Origin of the sequence: Nocardia sp. NPDC057668, from assembly GCF_042799795.1 — a bacterium.
Lineage (GTDB): Bacteria > Actinomycetota > Actinomycetes > Mycobacteriales > Mycobacteriaceae > Nocardia.
This window is the reverse complement of the sequence record NZ_JBHVIC010000004.1, coordinates 315299-334575: the sequence shown is the minus strand read 5'-3', so window position 1 is coordinate 334575 and position 19277 is coordinate 315299. Positions and strand designations below refer to the sequence as shown.

Sequence of the window (19277 nt, the reverse complement as noted above, 5' to 3'; positions counted from 1 at the left end):
CGGTTGTGCACTACAGCGCCCCGGAATTCCCCGGGCCCGGGTCGGCGTGCGCGCCCGCCCGCGGCGCGGCCTCGGCGCTCGGCGCGTCCCAGGATTTCCAGAATTCGATGCGCGTGGCGGTCGGGTCCGAGGCGGTGCCGGGGCGGATCCTGCCGTCCGCGGCGCACGCCCCGAGTTCGGCCAGCAGCGCGGCCGGATCGTCGCCGTCCACCGCGTAGACGGCCAGGAACCGGACCGGACCGTCGGGGTCGGTGAGCCGAAAGCGACTGCAGGACTTCACCGCCGGGACGGCGAGCATGTCGGGGACATGCACCTCGGAGTACCAGCGATCGAATTCGTCGACCCGGTCCGGGTAGGGGGTGGAGGTCACGTGCAGGTGCATCCGATCGGCCTTTCGCTCGACGTATATGGCATTCTCTCAAATAGGAAATGTTATTTCCCGGCGGCCGGGTGGTTGCGGCCGTCTCCCGCCGCCGAGGATGTGACCGATGGCCGAATGGTTCCTGTTCCTGCCCCAAATCCGGATGAGCACAACCGATGTCGTCGATCGGGCGCTGGCCGCCGAGGACGCTGGATTCGACGGGATCGCCTTCATCGATCACCTCGTGGCCCCCGGCGCTCCGGCCCAGCCACTGTGGGAGGCCATGACGATCGCGACCTGGGTGGCAGCGCGCACCCGCCGCCTGCGGATCGGGCACCTGGTGCTGTGCGACGCGTTCCGGCATCCGGCCCTGCTGGCCAAACAGGCGGTGACCCTGCAGGAGGCGACCGGCGGGCGATTCGAACTCGGACTGGGCTCGGGTTCGGTACCAGCCGAGCTCGTGCAGTTCGGCATCACCGAAGCGATTGCCGCACAGCGGCATACGCGAATGAAGCAGACGATCGACCTGCTGACCGGGTACTGGGACCCGGCATCGGAACCCGAGTTGCCGCCGCACCCGTCCGTGCCGATTCCGCTCGTCATCGGCGGCACCGGGCCGCGCATCCTGGAACTCGCGCGCGAGCACGCGACATGGTGGAATCTGCCCGCGACACACCTGGATCGGCTGACCGATCTGGCCGGCCGGGTGGACCCCGCCCGCGTCTCGATTCAGCAGATGGTGGCATTCGTCGCCCCGGGCGCGGACGAGAACGCGGTGCGCGAGCGGGCCGAACGCCGATTCGGCTACCTGGGCGGCGGCCTGGTGTGCGCCGACGCCGAACGCCTGCGCGCGCATTTCACCGAACTCGCCGATCGTGGCGCGGAGCGCTTCTACGTCTGGTTCTCCGATTTCGCGGACCCGAAAACCCTGACCGCGTTCGGTGATTCGGTGATCGCGGGCTTTCCGCGCTGACCCCGGATCCGGGCCGGGCGGCACCGGCCGCCCGGCCCGGACGCTCATACGTTGAGCAGGCGCGCCAGATTGCCGCCCATGATCAGCTTCTGATCCGCCAGGGTCATGTCCTTGATCTCGTGGATGTAGCGCGCCGGTTCGGCCAGGCCCTCCGGATGCGGCCAGTCCGAGCCGAACAGCACGTGATCCGCGCCGATCATGTCCGCGGTGGCCTGCAGGTCCTCCTCCCAGAACGGGCTGACGTACAGGCTGCGCTTGAGGGCCTCGACCGGATCGTTGAAATCGAAGCCCTCGGGCGCCTTCTTGTGGGTGTCGTGCAGGGTCTCCAGCAGCGGCGCGAGCCACGAGCAGCCGTTCTCGATGACCGCGATCTTGAGTTCCGGGAACCGGAACAGCGCGCCGTGACACACCCAGGAGGCGACGGCGTCGGTGACCGGCCGCCACGCCATGGTCATCTGGAACGTGTTGGTCTGGAAGGGCAGCATCTCGAGGCTGTTGCCGTCCCACTCCGCGCCGTAGCGCGAGTAGCCCGAGTCCGAGGAGTGCATGGTGACCAGCACATCGTGCTCGACGACCTTCTTCCAGAACGGATCGAACTCCGGCAGCGCGAACGACCGCATGCCGCGCAGGCCCGGAACCGGCGCCGGGCGCACCAGAATCGCCTTGGCGCCGCGCTCGACGCACCACTCCAGCTCCTCGATCGCCTTCTCCACGATCGGCAGGCTGATCACCGGCACGTTGAAGATGCGGTCCGAGTGCACGAAGTTGCCGTTCTGGCCCCAGTCGTCGAGCATCCACCGGTTCAGCGAATGCACCACGGCGTGAATGAGATCCGGGTAGTCGCGCATGCGCTCTTCGATGAGGCTGGCCAGGGTGGGGAACATGAGCGCGCGGTGCAGTTGCAGGTCGTCCATGACCTTCAGTCGCGCTTCGGGATTGCGGAAGGCGTCGTGCGCCGGGATGGCGCGGCCGAAGATCTCGCGCTTGCTCTTGCCCTCGGGATTGCCGTTCTTGAAGTAGTCCTCCATGGCCCCGGGCGCCGCGACGTAGTCGAACGTGGGGTTGGGGATGTACTCGCTGATCTGGCCCAGCACGGCGATCTTCTTGCGGCCGTTGATCTCCACGTACTTGATCGCGCCCTCGTACTCCTTGGGGAGGTACCGGGTCAGCGATTCTTCGGTCTCGTACAGGTGATTGTCGGCGTCGAACAACTGGTACGGCAGATCGACCTTGGTCATGAGAATCTCCTTTGCTTCACTGAGAATCGTATTCTCACTGCTGTTCGGAGGCAATGTCTTGCCGCAGGCGGAACTTTTGGACCTTGCCGCTGGGCGTCCGCGGGAAGTCGGCCACCACCCGCACCTCCTCCGGCCACTTCTGTTTCGCCAGACCGCGATCGGCGAAATGCGCGCGGACCTCGGCCAGGGTCGGCGCGTCCAGACCGGGGCGCAGCCGCAGCACGGCCGCGGCGTGCTCGCCCAGCCGGGCATCCGGCGCGGCGACCACGGCGGCCTCGGCCACCGCGGGCAGGCCCAGCAGCACCTCCTCGACCTCGACCGCGCTGATGTTCTCCCCGCCCCGGATGATCAGATCGGTGGTGCGGTCGGTGATGCTCAGATATCCGTCCGCGTCCAGGACGCCGATATCGCCGGTGTGATACCAGCCTTCGGCGTCGAAGGCGCGGTCGGTGAGTTCGGCGTCGGTGTAGCCCAGGCACAGGTCCGGGCCCCGGCTCAGGATCTCCCCCTCCGCGGTGAGGCGAATCTCGACCCCGGGCATGGGATCCCCGTCGGTGTACAGCCGCTTGCCCAGTGCGGCGGTGTGTTTGGACGCGGTCACCGACGGGTGCTCGGTGCTGCCGTAGGAGCGATAGACGGTGATACCCAGGTCGGTCAGGCGGGTGGTCACCGCCGCTGGGACCGGTGCGCCGCCCATGCCCGCGTAGCGCATGTAGCGCAGGTGACCGGGGGTGAAGTCGGGGTGGTCGATCAGGCTGGTCATGTAGTACGGCACGCCGCCCGCCACGTTCACGCCGAATTCGCTCATCAAGGCCAGCGCGCGTTCGGGATTCCACACGTCCAGCAGGTGGATCGGCGCGGCGTTCAGCACCGAGATGAGCAGGGCGTTGACCATGCCGATGAAGTGCCCGACGGGCGCGGCGGTCAGCTGCGGGCCGAAGTCGTCCGGGTAGTGGCCGCCGAGCTGCCGGGTCTCGAAGCCCAGGGTGCGATGGGAGTGGATGACGCCCTTGGGATCGCGGGTCGTGCCCGAGGTGAACGCGATCAGCGCGGGCGCGTCCGGGTCCACGGCCGCCACGCCCGTCATCGGCTCATCGGCGAGCAGGTCGTCGAAGTCGCGGCCGACCACGCCGACGATCGGCACGCCGGCGTAGACGGCGGGATCGAATTCGAGCGCGCCGAACCGTTCGATGGTGATGAACACCTTGGGCCGGGTGGTCTCGAGGATGTACCCGACTTCCTTGCGGCCGTAGAAGTGCACGATCGGCACCACCACCGCGCCCAGCAGCGCCGAGGCCCAGAACGTCGCCGCGGCCTCCATCCAGTTGGGGAGCTGGAAGGCGACCGTGTCCCCGGCTTTCACGCCCCGGGCGGAGAGCCCGGCGGCCAGTCGCCGGGCCACGGCCTCGACCTCGCAGACCCGGCCGGACCACGGTCGCGTCTCCGAATGCACCTCGAAGCGTTGCTCGGGGGCCGCGGCCAGGCCCCGGGCCAGCAGTTCACCCAGCGATTCGTCGGTCCACCACCCTTGCGACAGATATCGCTCCACCAGATCCGTTGGCACCTTGCGCATTCGACGATCTCCCATTTCCGGCACCGAACGATGCGCGGGGCGCATCGATGTCAGGGGCGGCTCGACCCGCGGGCGCACCCGAATGGATATGTTATTCTCACGAATGAGAATCCGATATTCATTCGCCGAACTTCGGAGCGAGGAGTGCCATGGCGGGCCGTTCCCGGTCCGCACCGCCGGCCGGTGCGGATTCCCCCACCCGGGAGTGGGATCAGGCCGAACTGCTGCGGTTGATGGATGTGCGCCCCGAACCCGGCGGCCGCTACCTCGCCCCGGCCCACGGCCCCACCGAACGCAACGTCGTGGAGGCCGGACAGCTCCTGGGCGCTACCGTCGTCGCCGCGGCCAAAGCCGTTCCCGGGCAACGGGTCACCTCGGTGTCGATGGTCTTCTCGCGCGTCGCCACCCATGACGCACCGCTGTCGGTGGCCCTCGAGGTTCCGCACGCCGGACGGACCCTGTCGACCGTGCAGGCGCGCGTGATCCAGACCGGAAAGCAGTGTGCGACCGGGGTTGTCCTGCTGGATACGGGCACGCCCGACCTGATCCGCTCGGCGCTGCCCATGCCGGAGGTCACCCCGCCGCACCGGTTGCGCCCGCTCGACATTCCCGGCGGCGTCGTGCGCGGCCGGGACATGCGGGTGGTGGACGACGCCTACGACCCCTATCGCGAGCAGACCGGCCCGCCGGAATTGTTCGTGTGGACCCGATTCCGGCAGTCGCCGGATCGGCCGGAGTTGCACGCCGCGCTGCTGGCGCAGTCGACGACGCACTGGACCGTCGCCGCCGCGCTGCGCCCGCACCCCGGGTTCAGCGAGGCCATGGCCCACCATTCGATCTCCACCGGAATCACCATGGCCACGATCACCTTTCACGACGAGGCCGACGTGAGCGCATGGCTGCTGTACGCGACCCGCGTGGTGTACGCCGGGCGCGGGCACGCCCAGAGCGAAGGACGGATCTACACCGAGCAGGGCGCGATCGTCGCCTCCTACGGTGTGCACGCCATGGTGCGGGCCTTTCCCGCCTCGGGCGCACCGGATTCGGGGACGCGTTTGTGAACGACATCGGGCCGGGAACACCGGTCCGGCGAAAGGGAGGCGTGATGGATTCGGGATACGTCGATTGGCCCGACTACCGGGTGGACGTCAGCCGCGTGCGCAACGTGGTCCGCGCGACCCTGGACGGCATGGTGCTCGCTGAATCGGCCACGGCACTGCTGGTGGCCGAACAAGATCACGGCATCGTCTTCTATTTCCCGGCCGCGGACGTGCGCTTCGATCTGCTCGAGGCCGCGGTCGGAACCTCACGGTGCCCGTTCAAGGGCGAGGCGCGATATTGGCGGGAGCTCGACGGAAGCGAGCCCATCGCCTGGGAATACCCGGACCCCTACCCGGAAGTCGCGATCCTGCACGGGCACCTGGCCTTCTATCAGAACCGGGTGAGCGTGCAGGTGGGCGTCGCGACTCCCGCGGTGCAGCGGCCCTCATGAGCCGACCCTCAGCGCATCTCGAACGGCCCGCCGTCGATCGCGGCCGCCAGGGGACCCAGCTCGATGCCCAGATCGGCGGCGGCGGTGAAGCACGCCGCGACATCCTTGCGCAGATACCGCACCACCACGCGCTCGAAACCGGCGCTCCCCCCGGCGGTATGGATGGTGCTCGCGGCGTGACTGCGCCCGCTGCACACCAGCAGCGCGCGCAGCAGATCGTCCTCGGCGATACCGAGTTCGCGGCCCACCCGCACGGTGGTGGTGGCCAATTGCGCGTTGGCCGCGAACAGGGCGTTGTTGAGCAGTTTCACCGTCAGCGCGCTGCCCAGCTCGCCGGTGGGCACGATGGTGTTCGCGTACGCGCCCAGCACCGTGGTGACCGTGGCGACCGCCGGTGCGGGCCCGCCGAGCAGCACGGTGAGCGTGCCCTCGGTGATGTCCACGGGCGAACCGCTCACCGGACCGTCCAACAGCACCGGCCCGTCCGGGTGCGCGGCCGCGAGATCGCGGAGGGTGGACGGGGATCCGGTGGTGTGCGAGACGACCAAGGCGTCGCGGGCGGCATGCGCGAGCACGCCGTCCGGTCCCGCCAGCACTTCGGTGACCTGTTCGTCGGTGTAGACGCACACGACGATGATCTGCCCGCGCACCGCGGCCTCGGCCACCGAGTCGACGACTTCGGCGCCCATGGCGCGCAGCCGCTCTCGCACCGAGGTGCGGCGGGCGAACACCACCACCTCGTGTCCGGCGCGCAGCAACCGGGCCGCCATCGGTTCACCCATCTGGCCCGTTCCGATGACTCCGATGACCTCGGGCATGCGCTGCACTCCTGTTGTTCGATGACGGAACTCCGCTCGGCACAGGGGGTTCCGGGATACGACCGCGGCGAGAATCCCTTGAACGGGACAACTGCCTGTCTTACAGTTTCTAATACCATAGATGGTTGCGGGGGTGTCCGATTCTCGGTTACCCGGCGCGAATCACATGGTCGCTATCGGGAGAAATCATGAGCGACGACACCTCCATCCTCATCCGGCCGCGTATTCGCGAGGCGTTGATCGCCGCGGCGGACGCACTCGCCGACGGTGTTCGGGCAAGGATCCTGCACAGCCCCCGACCGGTGTTCATGTACTACGTCGCGCAGACCTTCGACTCGACCAGGACCACGCTGGCCCGGGGGCTCGACCCGTACCCGGCCACGCCCGCCCAGCAACTGTGCCTGCACCTGATGTGCGCCTACGTCGAGCGATACCGCGACGCGGTCGACTACGACATCGCCCGCCTGCGCGCCGAACTGCTGTCCGACGGGCAGCACGAGGTCCTGGCACGGCTCGGCCGCGGGTCCGGAAACCAGCCCGAGACATACGATTTCGCCGCCCTGGGCGACGTGTTGAGCGGCAGCGGCATGAGCGCGTTCTTCGCACCGCTGGAGCCCGACAGCCTGGTCGCCTGAGCGGCGATGCGTACTCCCCCGCCGGAACCGAACACGCAGGACGAATCGTAGATGTTGAATGCCACACTGGGCCTGGCCGGCATCGCGCGGGAGACGATCCGCACCGGACTGGAGCGGACCCGCGGCCGGGGCAGGCTCCCGCGCCGGGCGGAGGAATTGACGACCGAGTGGTTGCGCTCCGCACTCGGCCAGGGCGCGGACATGATTCGCGGCTTCCGGGTGCTCGACGCGGATTCCGGTACGGCCGCGCGAGTGCGCATCGCCGTCGACGGGGAGGCGGGTACGACCGCGCGGACCCTGTTCGTGAAGCTGGCGCCGCGGGATTTCTCCCAGCACGTGCTGCTGAACCTGTTCGGGCTCGGCGTGCGCGAAGTTCTCGCCTACCGGGCGCTGGGCGATCGGCCGCCGGTGCGGGTGCCGCGCTGTCACTTCGGCGGGATCGACGCGGCCGAGCGTGGCAGCGTCCTGATCCTGGAGGACCTCTCCGGAGCCGCCCGATTCCGGACGGTGCGCGAATCACTCGACGAGACCGAGGCATTCGCCGTGGTGGACGCGCTGGCCGGACTCCACTCGACGTATTGGGAGTCGGCCCGCTTCGGCACGGATCTGGCCCCGCTGGCCCGGCGGACCACCGCCGAGATCCGGCTGGGCAACCTCATTCGCCGTGCCTTCCTGCGCGACATCAAGGGCCACACCGCGGATCTGATCCCCGCGCATATCAAGAAGCAGTGCCGGATGTTCTACGAGCGCGACGACGAGATCGACGACTTCTGGGCGGCCCAGCCGCACACCCTGACGCACGGCGACCCGCACCTGGGCAATCTCTTCTTCGTGGGCGCCGAGCCGGGTCTGCTGGACTGGCAGATCGCCCGCGCGGGGGCCGGCATTCGCGATGTCGCCTACTTCGCCTGCGCCTCGGTCGAACCCGAGCTGTTGCGCCGGATCGAGCGGGAGCTGGTCGGGCGGTATGCGGATGGGCTGGCCGCGGGCGGGGTCGCGGTGGACCCGGACCGGCTGTGGACCGGATACCGCGCGGCCACCACCGAACTGTTCCTTGCCGCGGTGTGTACCGCTGAAGCCGGGGACCGGATGCAACCCCTGGCCGTCTCGCGGGTGGGCGTGGAACGCGCGGTGGCCGCGGTCGAGGCGCACGACGGATTCGATCTATTGAGCAGCCTCCTCTAGTGGCCTCGGCGAGACGGGGATTTCCACCCTGTCCAAGATCGCCCGAGACGCGTATCGTTACTCGAACTGTAAGACTGACAGTTGAGCTGTTTCGCCTGGCCGGATCACCGGCCGCCCGGCCGAGATCGGAGCCCGCCGTGACCATCCCGCCCCAGGCGCCGCATGGGCCGATCATGGATTCGGTCTTGACGCCGCGGCACTTCGTGCAGCAGACTCACAGACAACCGGACAACATTGTCCGGTTGCGCCGAGTTCTTCGGAACTCGCCGCCCGTGCCGGCCCCGCAACCAGTTCCGGACCCGCTCTTCCTGCAGAGCGCGCCGGACGCCGGCATGGCGGCGGCGTCCCGGTTTGCCGCCCCACCGGGACCCTCGGGGGGTGGTTGCGTCCCTTCGTCGCCAACCACCCCCCGAGCATCGGCAGCGTCGCCGGTGGCCGTCGAACCAATCCGGACAGTATCGTCCGGATTGGTGGTCACGGTACTACGCTGATGCCCGTGTCGAGTCGATACCGCAGCAGTGGCGGCCCGGCCGTCGCGCCCGCCAATCGCCAGGCTCTGCTCAGAGCCGCACGAGAAGCGTTCTCCGAGATAGGTTTCGGCGCTTCTCTCAACGAGATCGCCAAACGCGCGGGCGTGGGGCACGGCACCATGTATCGCCACTTCCCCGACCGCATCGAGCTCGCGGTCGCGGTCTTCGACTCCGACATCGCCGCGTTCGAACAGTTCGATTCGCGTCGCAACGGCACGCTCGACGATCTGCTCGACGTGGTGGCCAAGGCCGCCACCTCCGCGGCCGCGCTCACCGAACTGCTGATGACCCACCGCTCCGATCCGCGCGTGGCCCGCCTCGACGATCGGATCCGCCGGACCGTCACCCGCATCTACGAACGCGCCCGGGCCGCCGGGCAACTCGGCCCCCACCTGACCGCCGAGCACGTCATGCTCGCCGCCGCCATGCTCGCCCTCGCGCTCGGCAAATGCGGCCATCGGACCCAGAGCGCGCTGGTCGCGGACGAAGCCCGGGCTCTGTTCGGCGCGGCCTTCACGGCCCGGCTCCCGCTCGAACCGTCGTGAAACTCCTCGGCCCGGCCGAGATCGCCGAGGGCGCGGCCGCACTCACCCTCACCCCGGCGGGACTGGCCCGCACCCCACTGGTCGTGGTGGATCTCGATCGCGAGCAGTGGCAGTACGCCGACGCGGCGGCGGCCGCGCTGCGACGGCAGCCCGGTGTGGTCGTGGTGGGACTCGCGCACCGCCCGCTCCCCGAGGCCGCTCGAACCCTGTTGTCGGAGTTCACCTGCACCCTTGCCCCGGACGGTCCCGGCCGGTACTGGGTCGCCGGGACCGACGCCGATCTCGCGGCGATCGTCGCCACCGTCGACGCCGCGCCCCGTGCCTCGATCACCCTCGCGGGCCTGCTCGCGCTGACCGCGCGGGCCGGCGTCGCCGACGGCCTGACCGCCGAATCGCTGGCCTATTCGATGCTGCTGGCCGGACCGGAGTTCGCCGCGTGGCGCGCGGGCCGCCCGCGCCGCCCGGTGCCGGACGCGGCGGACCCGGTGTTGCTCGAGCGCAGCGGCGACACCCTGACGGTGAGCCTGAACATGCCGCAGCGCCACAACGCGTTCGGGCACGCGGTCCGCGACGGCCTGATCGAGGCGCTGGCGGTGGCCGAATACGATTCCTCCATCGAGCGGGTGCTGCTGCGCGGCAACGGCCGATCCTTCTGCAGCGGCGGCGATCTCGACGAGTTCGGGTCGGCGGCCGATGTCTCGGCGGCGCACCTGATCCGGCTGGGGCGCGGCGCGGCCCAGGCAGTGCATCGCCTCGGGCCGCGAATGCACGCGGTCCTGCACGGCGCGTGCATCGGGGCCGGCATCGAGGTGCCGTCCTTCGCCGCGCACGTCGAAGCGAGCGCCGACGCGTACTTCCGGCTGCCCGAACTCTCCATGGGACTGGTGCCCGGTGCGGGCGGAACGGTCGGCATCACCCGCCGAATCGGCCGGTGGCGCACCGCGTTCCTGGCCCTCACCGGCCGGCCCATCGACACGCGGACCGCACTGGACTGGGGATTGATCGACGCGGAAGCGGGACGGTCATGATCGAGCACGGTGCGAAATCGGGCCGAGACGAACGCCGAACGCCCGCCCCGGATCTTCCGCCGGCCGCGTCCATCACGGCGGCAACATCTCCACCGCCGGGGGCGCAGTCGCCCGATAGGCCGGTCCGGACGGCCGGAACGCAGGTGCCAGGGGCCGGTACGCACCCGCCAGCGACCGGAGCCTGCGCGCCCGGGGTCGAAACACTTGGGCCGGACGCCGATACCCGGCCGCCGGCGGCCGATACCCAGGCACCCGAGGCCGAGACGCAGCCTCCAGCGGCCGGAACACTTGGACCAGAAGCCGATACGCAGCCCCCAGCGGCCGGCACGCAGGCACCCGAGGCCGAGAAGCGGATGCCGGCGGCCGGAACGCTTGTGCGGCATGAGCGCAGAGAGAACGGGGCCGAGTTCCCCGAATCGTCGCCGACGATCGCCGGGCTCCCCGGGCGGATCTCTTCGGCGGATACGACCCCGTCATCGCCGCTGCGGGCGTGGGCGGAGTCGGGGGCCATGGCCCTCACCGGGCGCGCGGGCGGGCCGCCGCTCGCCGCCCCCGGGGACCCGGCGGCACGGGTCGCGCGGGAGCTGGCGCGGACGGGGCATTTGACCCGGGAGCGGACCGGAGTGTGGCCGGAACTGCCCGGGGTCGAGCTGCTCGGGGAACGGGCGGCACTCGGGGGTCTGGGCCGGCGTGGTCCCGAGTCGTGTGGAGGCGCTTTTCGCGTGCTGCGTACCGCGGACGGACACGTGGGTCTTTCGCTCCCCCGCGTCGAGGACGTCGAGCTCGTTCCCGCGTTGGTCGAAGGTCCTGTGCACCACGATGATCCGTGGGATTCGGTGGCCCGGTGGGCGCGCAGCACCTTGAGCGAGGCCGCCGCGGCGCGGGTGCGGCTGCTGGGGCTGGCCGGAGCGGCGGTGCCCGCACCCGAACGCCACTCCCGCCCCGGGATATCGGTCACCGAGTACGGCGGGCGTACCCATCGCCGCACCCACCCCGTAGTGGTCGATCTGACCGCGCTGTGGGCCGGCCCGCTGTGCGCGCATCTGCTCGGGCTGGGCGGGGCTCGCATTATCAAGATCGAGAGCCGCACCCGCCCGGACGGCTCGCGGAGGGGCGCTGCGGGCTTCTTCGACCTGCTGCACCACGGACATACCATGGTCGGCTTGGACTTTCGCGAATCGCGTGACCTCGACCTGCTGCACGGACTCATCACCGACGCGGATCTGGTGCTCGAGAGTTCACGCCCTCGCGCGCTGCGGCAGCTCGGCATCGACGCCGCCGAGTGCGCGGCGCGGGGCACCTCCTGGCTGTCGATCACCGCGCACGGCCGTGCGAGCGACGCCATCGGATTCGGCGACGATGTCGCGGCCGCCGCCGGACTGGTCATCCGGGATCGAGACACGGTCCTGCCCTGCGGGGACGCCATCGCGGACCCGCTGACCGGGGTGTGCGCGGCGGCAGCGGCGTCGGCGGCGCTGCTGGCGGACAACGCCCGGCTGATCGACGTGTCCATGCTGCATCTGGCGGCCGAAACGGCCACGGGCGCCGTCGAAGAACACTCCATCCGCCGGACCGGACAGGGCTGGTGGGTCGATTCGGCCGCGGGTTCCTACCCGGTCGCCGCACCACGAGCACGCCGTGCCCCGGCCCCGGCCGGGCCACTCGGCGCGGACAACGCCGGGTTCGGGCTCGAGGTGATCGAGCGATGAACGCGACCGCGACATCGGACCGGCCGCGAGGGCTCGGTGGCGACAGCACCAACGGGAGTGTCGAGGTGCTCGGTGAGCATGCCGGAACGCTCGGCTTCCAGCGGCACAGTGTCGCCCGGGTGACGCGGTGAGCGCGGCACAGGTGCCGCGACGCACCGTTTTTCGTGATGTCGAGGTGGCGGGCGAACACACGGACGTGCTGGTGCGCGATGGCCGCGTGGTGGCGGTCGGGCGCACGCGGCGGGGCGACGCCGACGAGGTGATCGACGGTGCGGGCGGGGCGCTGCTGCCGGGACTGCACGACCACCACCTGCATCTGCTCGCCATGGCGGCCGCGTCGCGATCGGTGGAGTGCGGTCCCGGCGCTGTGCGCGGACTGCGCGAATTGCGCGCGGCCCTGCGACAGCACGACGGGCAGGGCTGGGTGCGCGGCGTCGGCTACCACGAGTCGGTCGCCGGAACCCTCGACCGGCATGTCGTGGACCGGCTGTGCGCGGATCGACCGGTGCGGATACAGCATCGCAGCGGCGCGCTGTGGATGCTCAACTCGCTTGCGCTGCAACGGGTATCGAGCGTGCTCGACGCTTCCGCCGACGTGGAGCGAGATGCCGCCGGTGAGCCGACGGGCCGGCTGTGGCGCTACGACGGCCGGTTGCGCGCGGCCCTGTCCGATGATCCGCCCGAGTTGGGCGTGGTCGGCCGGGCTCTCGTCCGGGCAGGAATCACCGGGGTCACCGACGCGACACCGGATCTGGACCCGACCGCGGTAGCGATCCTCGCCGCCGCTCGAGCCGACGGCGCACTGCCGCAGCGGCTGACGCTGCTCGGCGCCGACCTCGGCGCGGGCACGGGATTCACCGTCGGCCCGCGCAAACTGCTGCTGCGCGACCATGATCTGCCCGACTACGACCGCCTCGCCGCCACCGTGGCGGCCGCACACCTGTCGGGCCGGCCGGTCGCGGTGCACTGTGTCACTCGCGTGTCCCTGCTGTTGACCCTGGCGGTCCTCGCCGAGGTCGGGACCCGGCCGGGCGATCGCATCGAGCACGCCGCGGTGGTGCCCGCCGGTGTGGCACAGCGGATCTCGGATCTCGGCCTGCGGGTGGTCACCCAGCCGGGCTTCCTGCGCGCACGCGGCGACGACTACCTGCGCGAGGTCGATCCGGACGATCTCGCCCACCTGTATCCGCACGCGGGACTGCTGTGCGCGGGCGTTCCGGTGGCGCTGTCGAGCGACGCACCGCACGGCCCGCTCGATCCCTGGGCGAACATGCGTGCGGCGGTGGACCGCTCGACGCGCACGGGGCACGTTCTGGGCGTGACCGAACGGGTGGACGCGAGAACCGCGCTGGCCGGATACCTCTGCGCCCCGGACGATCCGGGCGGCCCCGCGCGAACGGTCACGCCCGGCGCCCGCGCCGACCTCTGCCTGCTCGAGGAGCCACTGGCGATCGCACTCGACAAGCTCGACAGCGCCCTGGTGCGCGGCGTCATGATCGAGGGCCGGTGGCACGATGCGCGCCGCTGATCGGACGCCGCCGCAGTTCGATGCCGCTCTCGGTGCATCCGTTGCCGCAGGTCTCGCACTGGTAGATCCGCAACTACAACCGGAACCCCGCGGCCAGGTTTCGGAACGCCTCGTCCAGAATTCCGGGCAGCTCCCGGGTGTCGTCGGCGAGCCAGTGTTCGTAGGCGGCGATGGCCACGCCGAGGGCGGCGTGCGCGAGTGCGCCGGGCACCAGATCCGAGGCCGGGACGCCCAGGCGCTCGGCGGCGAAATCGGCCACCACCGTGCGCCAGGCGTGGTAGCGCAGCGCCGCGTGCGCCTGGAGCGCGGGGACGCCGAGGATCAGGCGCATTCGATCGCGGTGCCAGGGGATCTGCGCCGGATCGAACCGGTTGAACTCCACCACGACCGTGCGCAGCGCGTCCAGCGGGGGCTCGCCGGCGGGCACCCTCGCGAACCGCTCGCGCATCGTGCGCAGGTGCGCGTCGAAATCGCCCCAGACCACATCGTTCTTGGAATCGAAGTAGCGGAAGAACGTCCGCCGGCCGATGCCCGCCGCGGTCGCGATGTCCCCGACCGTCGTCGCTTCGAAGCCGTGGCGATCGAAGAGTTCGAACGCGGCGCGCTCGAGCGCGTGGGCGGTGGTCGAGCGCCGCCGCCCCGGACCGGCCGAACTCGACTGCGCGGCGGCTGAATTCACGGTCATCGGCCTTCCTTTTCGGCACCCGGTGCCATTATGCTGTCCGTGACAGGAAATATCATTCTCTTCTGAGGAGAGTCATGTTCACCAATTCGAACGAATCGCCCGCTGCCGACGACGGCGTGCTCATCGAAGAAGACCTGCTCGTGGAAGAGGTCTCGATCGACGGCATGTGCGGTGTCTACTGAGCTCGCGGCCTTCGATCCGGCCCTGCCGCATCGGCTGGCCGAATCGGTGTCGCTGCGACCCGAGCCCTTCGGCGCGCTGGTCTACGACTACGCGACCCGCAAGCTGTCCTTCCTGAAGACCCCGCTGCTCGTGCGGGTGGTCGAATCGCTCGAACACCAGCCCGACGTGCACGCCACCCTGGTCGCCGCCGGGGTCCCCGCGGCCGATCACCCGCGCTATCTGGGGGCCCTGGCCGGACTGGCCGCCTCCGGCGCCATCGCGCCCCGCCACGCCGGCTGAGCCCCGAACCGGGAGCAATCATGAAACTGGTCGAACATTTCGAACACGGACTCAACTCCCCCATCTGCCTGACCTGGGAGCTGACCTACGCCTGCAATCTGGCGTGCACACACTGCCTTTCGTCCTCCGGCCGCCGGGACCCCCGGGAGCTGAGCACCGAGGAATGCAAGGCCGTCATCGACGAGCTGCAGCGAATGCAGGTGTTCTACGTCAACATCGGCGGCGGCGAACCCACCGTGCGCTCGGACTTCTGGGAACTCATCGACTACGCGGTGGACCACGGGGTAGGAGTCAAGTTCTCCACCAACGGCATCCGGCTCACCGCCGAGCGCGCCCGCATGCTCGCCGCCAGCGACTACGTCGACGTCCAGATCTCCCTGGACGGCGCGACCGCCGAGGTCAACGACGCTGTCCGGGGTACGGGGTCCTTCGCGACGGCGTGGACGGCGATGCAGAACCTGGCCGACGCCGGCAAGACCGGATTCAAGCTCTCGGTCGTCATGACCCGGCACAACGTCGGCCAGCTCGACGAGTTCAAGGCCATCGCCGACCATTTCGGCGCGCAGCTGCGCATCACGCGCCTGCGGCCGTCCGGACGCGGCGCGGACGTCTGGCCGGAGCTGCACCCCACCGCCGAACAGCAGCTGACCATCTACGACTGGCTGGTCGCCAACGGCGAACAGGTGCTCACCGGCGACTCGTTCTTCCACCTCAACGCGCTGGGCGACACCGCGCTGCCGGGGTTGAATCTGTGCGGTGCGGGGCGCGTGGTGTGCCTGATCGACCCGGTCGGGGATGTCTACGCCTGCCCGTTCGCGATCCACCAGGAGTTCCTGGCCGGAAACGTCCGCGATACCGGCGGCTTCGAAACCGTCTGGCGCGGTTCGTCACTGTTCACCTCGCTGCGCGAACCCCAGTCCGCCGGGGCGTGCACGCAGTGCTCGGCCTTCGACGCCTGCCGCGGCGGCTGCATGGCCGCCAAATTCTTCACCGGCCTGCCCCTGGACGGCCCCGATCCGGAGTGCGTCCGCGGAAACGCCGAGCACGGCCTCGCGGCCGCCGGAGCGCGACCGTCGCCGGACAAGGACCACTCCCGCACCCGAACTCGGAAATCCGCGGTGACGCTCGGGATTCCGACGCTCGCCCGGGCAACCGTTCCCGATCGCGCCTGCGACACCAGCCCGCTCGCGGGTATGCGCTGAATCGCGTAATCAGAGAAGGACATTCACGAGATGGCAAGCACCAGCGACTGGTTCGAATCCGTCGCCGAGGCCCAGCGCCGCGCCAAGAAGCGCGTCCCCAAATCGGTCTACCTGGCCCTGCTGGCCGGGTCCGAGGCCGGGGTCACCCTCGACGACAACTCCGCGGCGTTCGCCGAAATCGGCATGCGCCCGCACATCGCGGATCTGCCCGCGACCCGCGATCTGTCCACCACCGTGCTGGGACAGCAGATTTCGCTGCCGGTAATCTGCTCGCCCACCGGCGTGCAGGCGGTCGATCCGGCGGGTGAGATCGGCGTCGCGCGCGGTGCGGCGCAGTCCGGCACCGCGCTCGGGCTCTCCTCGTTCGGCTCCAAACCCATCGAAGAGGTCGTGGCCGCCAACGAGAAGACCTTCTTCCAGGTCTACTGGCTGGGCAGTCGCGAGGACATGGTCGCGCGCCTGGAGCGGGCCCGCGAGGCCGGGGCCAAGGGCGTCATCGTCACCCTGGACTGGATTTTCGCCACCGCCCGCGATTGGGGCAGCCCCGCCCTGCCCGAAAAGGTGGACGTGAAGACGGCGGTGAAGTTCGCGCCCCAGGTGCTGGCGCGGCCCGGCTGGCTGTGGCGATTCGCGCGCTCGGGCAAACTGCCGGATCTGAGCACGCCCAACCTGGTCGGGCGCGGCGAGACGGGTCCGACCTTCTTCGGCGCGTACGGCGAATGGATGGGCACGCCGCCGCCCACCTGGGACGATCTGGCATGGCTGCGCAGTCAGTGGGACGGTCCGTTCCTCATCAAAGGCATCTCGCGGCCCGATGACGCGAAACGGGCCGTGGATATCGGCGCGACCGCCATCTCGGTGTCCAACCACGGCGGCAACAATCTCGACTCCACCCCCGCCGCGATCCGCCTGCTGCCCAGCATCGTCAACACCGTTGGCGGACAGGTGGAAATCCTGCTCGACGGCGGTGTCCGGCGCGGCAGTGACGTGGTCAAGGCGCTGGCGCTGGGCGCGCAGGCGGTGATGATCGGGCGCCCCTACCTGTGGGGCATGGCCGCCGGCGGTGAACGCGGGGTCCACAACGTGCTCGAAGTGCTGCGCCAGGGCATCGATTCCACGCTGTACGGGCTCGGGCACAACAGCATTCATGATCTGAGCCCCGCAGACGTGCTGGTGCCGGACGGGTTCACCCGGGGTCTGTGATGGACACCGCCCCCGTCGCCGTGGTGACCGGCGCGGCCCGCGGCATCGGGGCGGCGACCGTCCGCCGGCTCGCGGCCGCCGGTTGGCGCGTCGTCGCCGTCGACCGCTGCGCCGATGACCCCGGGGTGCCGTATTCGCTCGCTACCGCCGGTGAACTGCGTTCGCTGGCAAACGAATACGCCGATTCGGTGGCGCCGGTGACGGCCGACGTCCGCGATCAGGACGCACTGGACGGTGCGGTGCGGCTGGCCGGGGAACGCTTCGGGCGACTCGACGCCGCCGTCGCCGCGGCCGGGGTCATCACCGGCGGCGGTGTGCCGCTGTGGGAAACCCGGGCCGTGGACTTCACCGCCATGTTCGACATCGGCGTGCACGGGGTGGCGAACCTGGCCCGGGCCGCCATTCCCGCGATGCTGGGCGGGAACGGCACGGGCACCGGGCGTTTCGTCGCACTCGCTTCGGCGGCCGGACATCACGGCATGTGGCGGCTGGCCGGCTACAACGCGGCCAAACACGCGGTCGTGGGACTGATCAAAGGGCTCGCGAACGATCTGCGCGACACCGGGATCAGCGCGGTCGCGGTATCGCCGGGCTGCACGCGCACGGCGCTGCTGGCCGAATCGGCCCGCATCTACGACCTGGACGATGTCGAGGCGTTCGCCGCTCATCAACTGCTCGGCCGAATCCTCGAGCCCGACGAGGTCGCCGAAGTGGTGGCCTGGCTGTGCGCGGCCGAATCACCGTGCATCACGGGCACCGTCGTGCACGCCGATGGAGGTTTCGTGCCATGAGGGTGCTGCTGGATTCACGTGGCCGCCGGTTCGCGGATGGTCGCGGATTGCTCGGCGGATCACCCCCGCGACTGATGCGGCTGGGAGCGACCGGCGCGCGGGTGCTGGACAGCTGGCTCGCCGGTCACGGCGTGAGCGACGATCCGGCGCATACCGTGCTGGCTCGGCGGCTGCTCGACGCCGGCATCGTGCATCCGACGCCCGAGCCGAATCGTGCTGCGCGACACTCGGTCACGATCGTCATCCCGGTTCGCGACAACGCGGCGGGACTCGCGCGATTGACCTCCACCACGGTCGGCGACTGCCGATGTGTCATCGTCGACGACGGATCACGAATTCCGCTCCCGGACGCGACCGCCCGGCACCGCGTCTCCCGGGGGCCGGCGGCAGCGCGGAACACCGGAGTACACGGTGTCGAGACCGCACTGGTGGCCTTTCTGGACTCCGATACGATCCCGGCCCCCGATTGGCTCGACACCGTGGTCCCGCTATTCGAGGATCCCGCTGTCGCCGCGGTGGCCCCGCGGGTACGCAGCCTGCCCGACGGTCCGATCGGACGCTACGAATCGCGCCGGTCCGCATTGGACATGGGTGAGCGCCCGGCGACGGTCCGCCCCGACAGCCACGTGCGCTACGTCCCGTCCGCGGCGCTGGTCGTGCGCGTGGACGCGCTGCGCGCGGTCGGCGGCTTCGACGAGCGCCTGCGCTTCGGCGAGGACGTCGATCTGGTGTGGCGGCTGGTGGCGGCGGGCCATACGGTGCGCTACCAGCCGGACTCGATCGTGCACCACGAGCCGCGCGCGAGCCTGATCCCGTTCCTACGCCAGCGCTTCGACTACGGCACATCCGCCGCGCCACTATCGGCGCGACACCCGGAGATGCTCGCGCCCGCGATCCTGACCCCCGCCACGCTGGCCCAGTTCGCGCTCGTGATGTGTGGATACCCGGCGGCCGCGCTCGCGCCGAGCCTCGTATCCGCCGCCATGGCCCTGCGCATGCTGCGTCGCGGCGGCGTGCCGATGCCGATCGCCGCGGAACTGGTGGCGACCGGGCAACTCACCCTCGCACGGCAATTGGCTGCGGCCACACGGCGCACCTGGTGGCCGCTGCTGCTGTGGAGCCCGCGCGGGCGCACCGTCCTGCGGATCGCCTGCGCCGTCGCCGCCCTCGAATCCGCCGCGGAGGGCACCGATCCGGCCCTGCGACTGGCCGATGACGCCGCGTACGCCCTCGGCGTCTGGGCCGGCTGCGCGCGGACCGGCACGTGGCGCCCGCTTGTGCCCCGCATGGCACGCTTCACACGCCGGTCCCGCCGATGA

Annotated in this window: 21 protein-coding genes; 16 read left to right on the top strand and 5 right to left on the bottom strand. The window is 70.3% G+C overall.

Annotated features, from left to right (window positions below):
- Positions 1-10: 10 nt before the first annotated feature.
- Positions 11-382 carry a hypothetical protein gene (locus ACFVBH_RS25650; RefSeq protein ID WP_379005196.1) on the bottom strand — a complete coding sequence of 124 codons (372 nt, stop codon included), beginning with the start codon at positions 380-382 and terminating at the stop codon, positions 11-13.
- Positions 383-488: 106 nt separating this feature from the next.
- On the opposite strand from ACFVBH_RS25650, the gene ACFVBH_RS25645 reads away from it, so the two are divergent.
- Positions 489-1334, top strand: coding sequence for an LLM class flavin-dependent oxidoreductase (locus ACFVBH_RS25645; protein ID WP_379005194.1), 846 nt, complete (start codon positions 489-491; stop codon positions 1332-1334).
- Positions 1335-1378: 44 nt separating this feature from the next.
- Here the strand turns inward: ACFVBH_RS25645 and ACFVBH_RS25640 are convergent, their stop codons facing one another.
- Both ACFVBH_RS25640 and ACFVBH_RS25635 read right to left on the bottom strand, forming a co-directional pair.
- Positions 1379-2572: an amidohydrolase family protein gene (locus tag ACFVBH_RS25640; protein WP_354984289.1), complete on the bottom strand. Its 1194-nt coding sequence runs from the start codon at positions 2570-2572 to the stop codon at positions 1379-1381.
- A 34-nt stretch (positions 2573-2606) separates the two neighbouring features.
- On the bottom strand, positions 2607-4145 hold the full coding sequence (locus ACFVBH_RS25635; protein WP_379005191.1) for an AMP-binding protein: 1539 nt from the start codon (positions 4143-4145) through the stop codon (positions 2607-2609).
- Between the two features lie 149 nt (positions 4146-4294).
- Here ACFVBH_RS25635 and ACFVBH_RS25630 point away from each other — a divergent pair, with 149 nt between their 5' ends.
- Together ACFVBH_RS25630 and ACFVBH_RS25625 are read left to right on the top strand one after the other, a co-directional pair.
- A complete protein-coding gene (locus tag ACFVBH_RS25630) occupies positions 4295-5206 on the top strand; it encodes an acyl-CoA thioesterase (RefSeq protein ID WP_379005189.1) in 912 nt (303 codons plus the stop codon).
- Positions 5207-5250: 44 nt separating this feature from the next.
- Positions 5251-5637, top strand: coding sequence for a DUF427 domain-containing protein (locus ACFVBH_RS25625; protein ID WP_379005187.1), 387 nt, complete (start codon positions 5251-5253; stop codon positions 5635-5637).
- An 8-nt stretch (positions 5638-5645) separates the two neighbouring features.
- Here the strand turns inward: ACFVBH_RS25625 and ACFVBH_RS25620 are convergent, their stop codons facing one another.
- On the bottom strand, positions 5646-6500 hold the full coding sequence (locus ACFVBH_RS25620) for an NAD(P)-dependent oxidoreductase (RefSeq protein ID WP_379005886.1): 855 nt from the start codon (positions 6498-6500) through the stop codon (positions 5646-5648).
- A gap of 143 nt (positions 6501-6643) precedes the next feature.
- Between ACFVBH_RS25620 and ACFVBH_RS25615 the strand changes: the two genes are divergently transcribed.
- The 7 genes from ACFVBH_RS25615 to ACFVBH_RS25585 all read left to right on the top strand — a co-directional run bounded on the left by ACFVBH_RS25615 (position 6644) and on the right by ACFVBH_RS25585 (position 13615).
- Complete coding sequence (locus tag ACFVBH_RS25615; RefSeq protein WP_354984294.1) at positions 6644-7090, top strand: hypothetical protein; 447 nt, start codon at positions 6644-6646, stop codon at positions 7088-7090.
- 51 nt (positions 7091-7141) lie between these two features.
- Positions 7142-8275, top strand: a complete 1134-nt coding sequence (locus ACFVBH_RS25610) for a phosphotransferase family protein (protein WP_379005185.1) — start codon at positions 7142-7144, stop codon at positions 8273-8275.
- A gap of 496 nt (positions 8276-8771) precedes the next feature.
- Complete coding sequence (locus tag ACFVBH_RS25605; protein ID WP_379005183.1) at positions 8772-9350, top strand: TetR/AcrR family transcriptional regulator; 579 nt, start codon at positions 8772-8774, stop codon at positions 9348-9350.
- Positions 9347-10378: an enoyl-CoA hydratase/isomerase family protein gene (locus tag ACFVBH_RS25600; RefSeq protein ID WP_379005181.1), complete on the top strand. Its 1032-nt coding sequence runs from the start codon at positions 9347-9349 to the stop codon at positions 10376-10378. The genes ACFVBH_RS25605 and ACFVBH_RS25600 overlap by 4 nt, the downstream gene beginning before the upstream one ends.
- A 509-nt stretch (positions 10379-10887) precedes the next feature.
- Positions 10888-12087: a CoA transferase gene (locus ACFVBH_RS25595; RefSeq protein WP_379005179.1), complete on the top strand. Its 1200-nt coding sequence runs from the start codon at positions 10888-10890 to the stop codon at positions 12085-12087.
- A complete protein-coding gene (locus tag ACFVBH_RS25590; RefSeq protein ID WP_379005177.1) occupies positions 12084-12218 on the top strand; it encodes a hypothetical protein in 135 nt (44 codons plus the stop codon). The genes ACFVBH_RS25595 and ACFVBH_RS25590 overlap by 4 nt, the downstream gene beginning before the upstream one ends.
- The gene (locus ACFVBH_RS25585; protein ID WP_379005175.1) at positions 12215-13615 is read left to right on the top strand and encodes an amidohydrolase family protein; all 1401 of its coding nucleotides are present in this window, start codon (positions 12215-12217) and stop codon (positions 13613-13615) included. The genes ACFVBH_RS25590 and ACFVBH_RS25585 overlap by 4 nt, the downstream gene beginning before the upstream one ends.
- A 73-nt stretch (positions 13616-13688) precedes the next feature.
- On the opposite strand, the gene mftR is transcribed toward ACFVBH_RS25585, so the two are convergent.
- On the bottom strand, positions 13689-14300 hold the full coding sequence (gene mftR, locus ACFVBH_RS25580) for a mycofactocin system transcriptional regulator (protein ID WP_379005173.1): 612 nt from the start codon (positions 14298-14300) through the stop codon (positions 13689-13691).
- 74 nt (positions 14301-14374) lie between these two features.
- Here mftR and mftA point away from each other — a divergent pair, with 74 nt between their 5' ends.
- From mftA to mftF, 6 genes are read left to right on the top strand one after another with little or no spacing between them, the layout of a single operon-like run.
- Complete coding sequence (gene mftA, locus ACFVBH_RS25575; RefSeq protein ID WP_354984303.1) at positions 14375-14482, top strand: mycofactocin precursor MftA; 108 nt, start codon at positions 14375-14377, stop codon at positions 14480-14482.
- Complete coding sequence (gene mftB, locus ACFVBH_RS25570; RefSeq protein WP_354984304.1) at positions 14472-14762, top strand: mycofactocin biosynthesis chaperone MftB; 291 nt, start codon at positions 14472-14474, stop codon at positions 14760-14762. The genes mftA and mftB overlap by 11 nt, the downstream gene beginning before the upstream one ends.
- A 20-nt stretch (positions 14763-14782) precedes the next feature.
- Entirely contained in the window at positions 14783-15964 is a 1182-nt protein-coding gene (gene mftC / locus ACFVBH_RS25565) for a mycofactocin radical SAM maturase (RefSeq protein WP_354984305.1), read from the top strand.
- A gap of 30 nt (positions 15965-15994) precedes the next feature.
- Entirely contained in the window at positions 15995-17167 is a 1173-nt protein-coding gene (gene mftD, locus ACFVBH_RS25560) for a pre-mycofactocin synthase MftD (RefSeq protein WP_379005169.1), read from the top strand.
- Positions 17167-17958, top strand: coding sequence for a mycofactocin-coupled SDR family oxidoreductase (locus ACFVBH_RS25555; protein ID WP_379005167.1), 792 nt, complete (start codon positions 17167-17169; stop codon positions 17956-17958). The genes mftD and ACFVBH_RS25555 overlap by 1 nt, the downstream gene beginning before the upstream one ends.
- Entirely contained in the window at positions 17955-19277 is a 1323-nt protein-coding gene (gene mftF / locus ACFVBH_RS25550; RefSeq protein WP_379005165.1) for a mycofactocin biosynthesis glycosyltransferase MftF, read from the top strand. The genes ACFVBH_RS25555 and mftF overlap by 4 nt, the downstream gene beginning before the upstream one ends.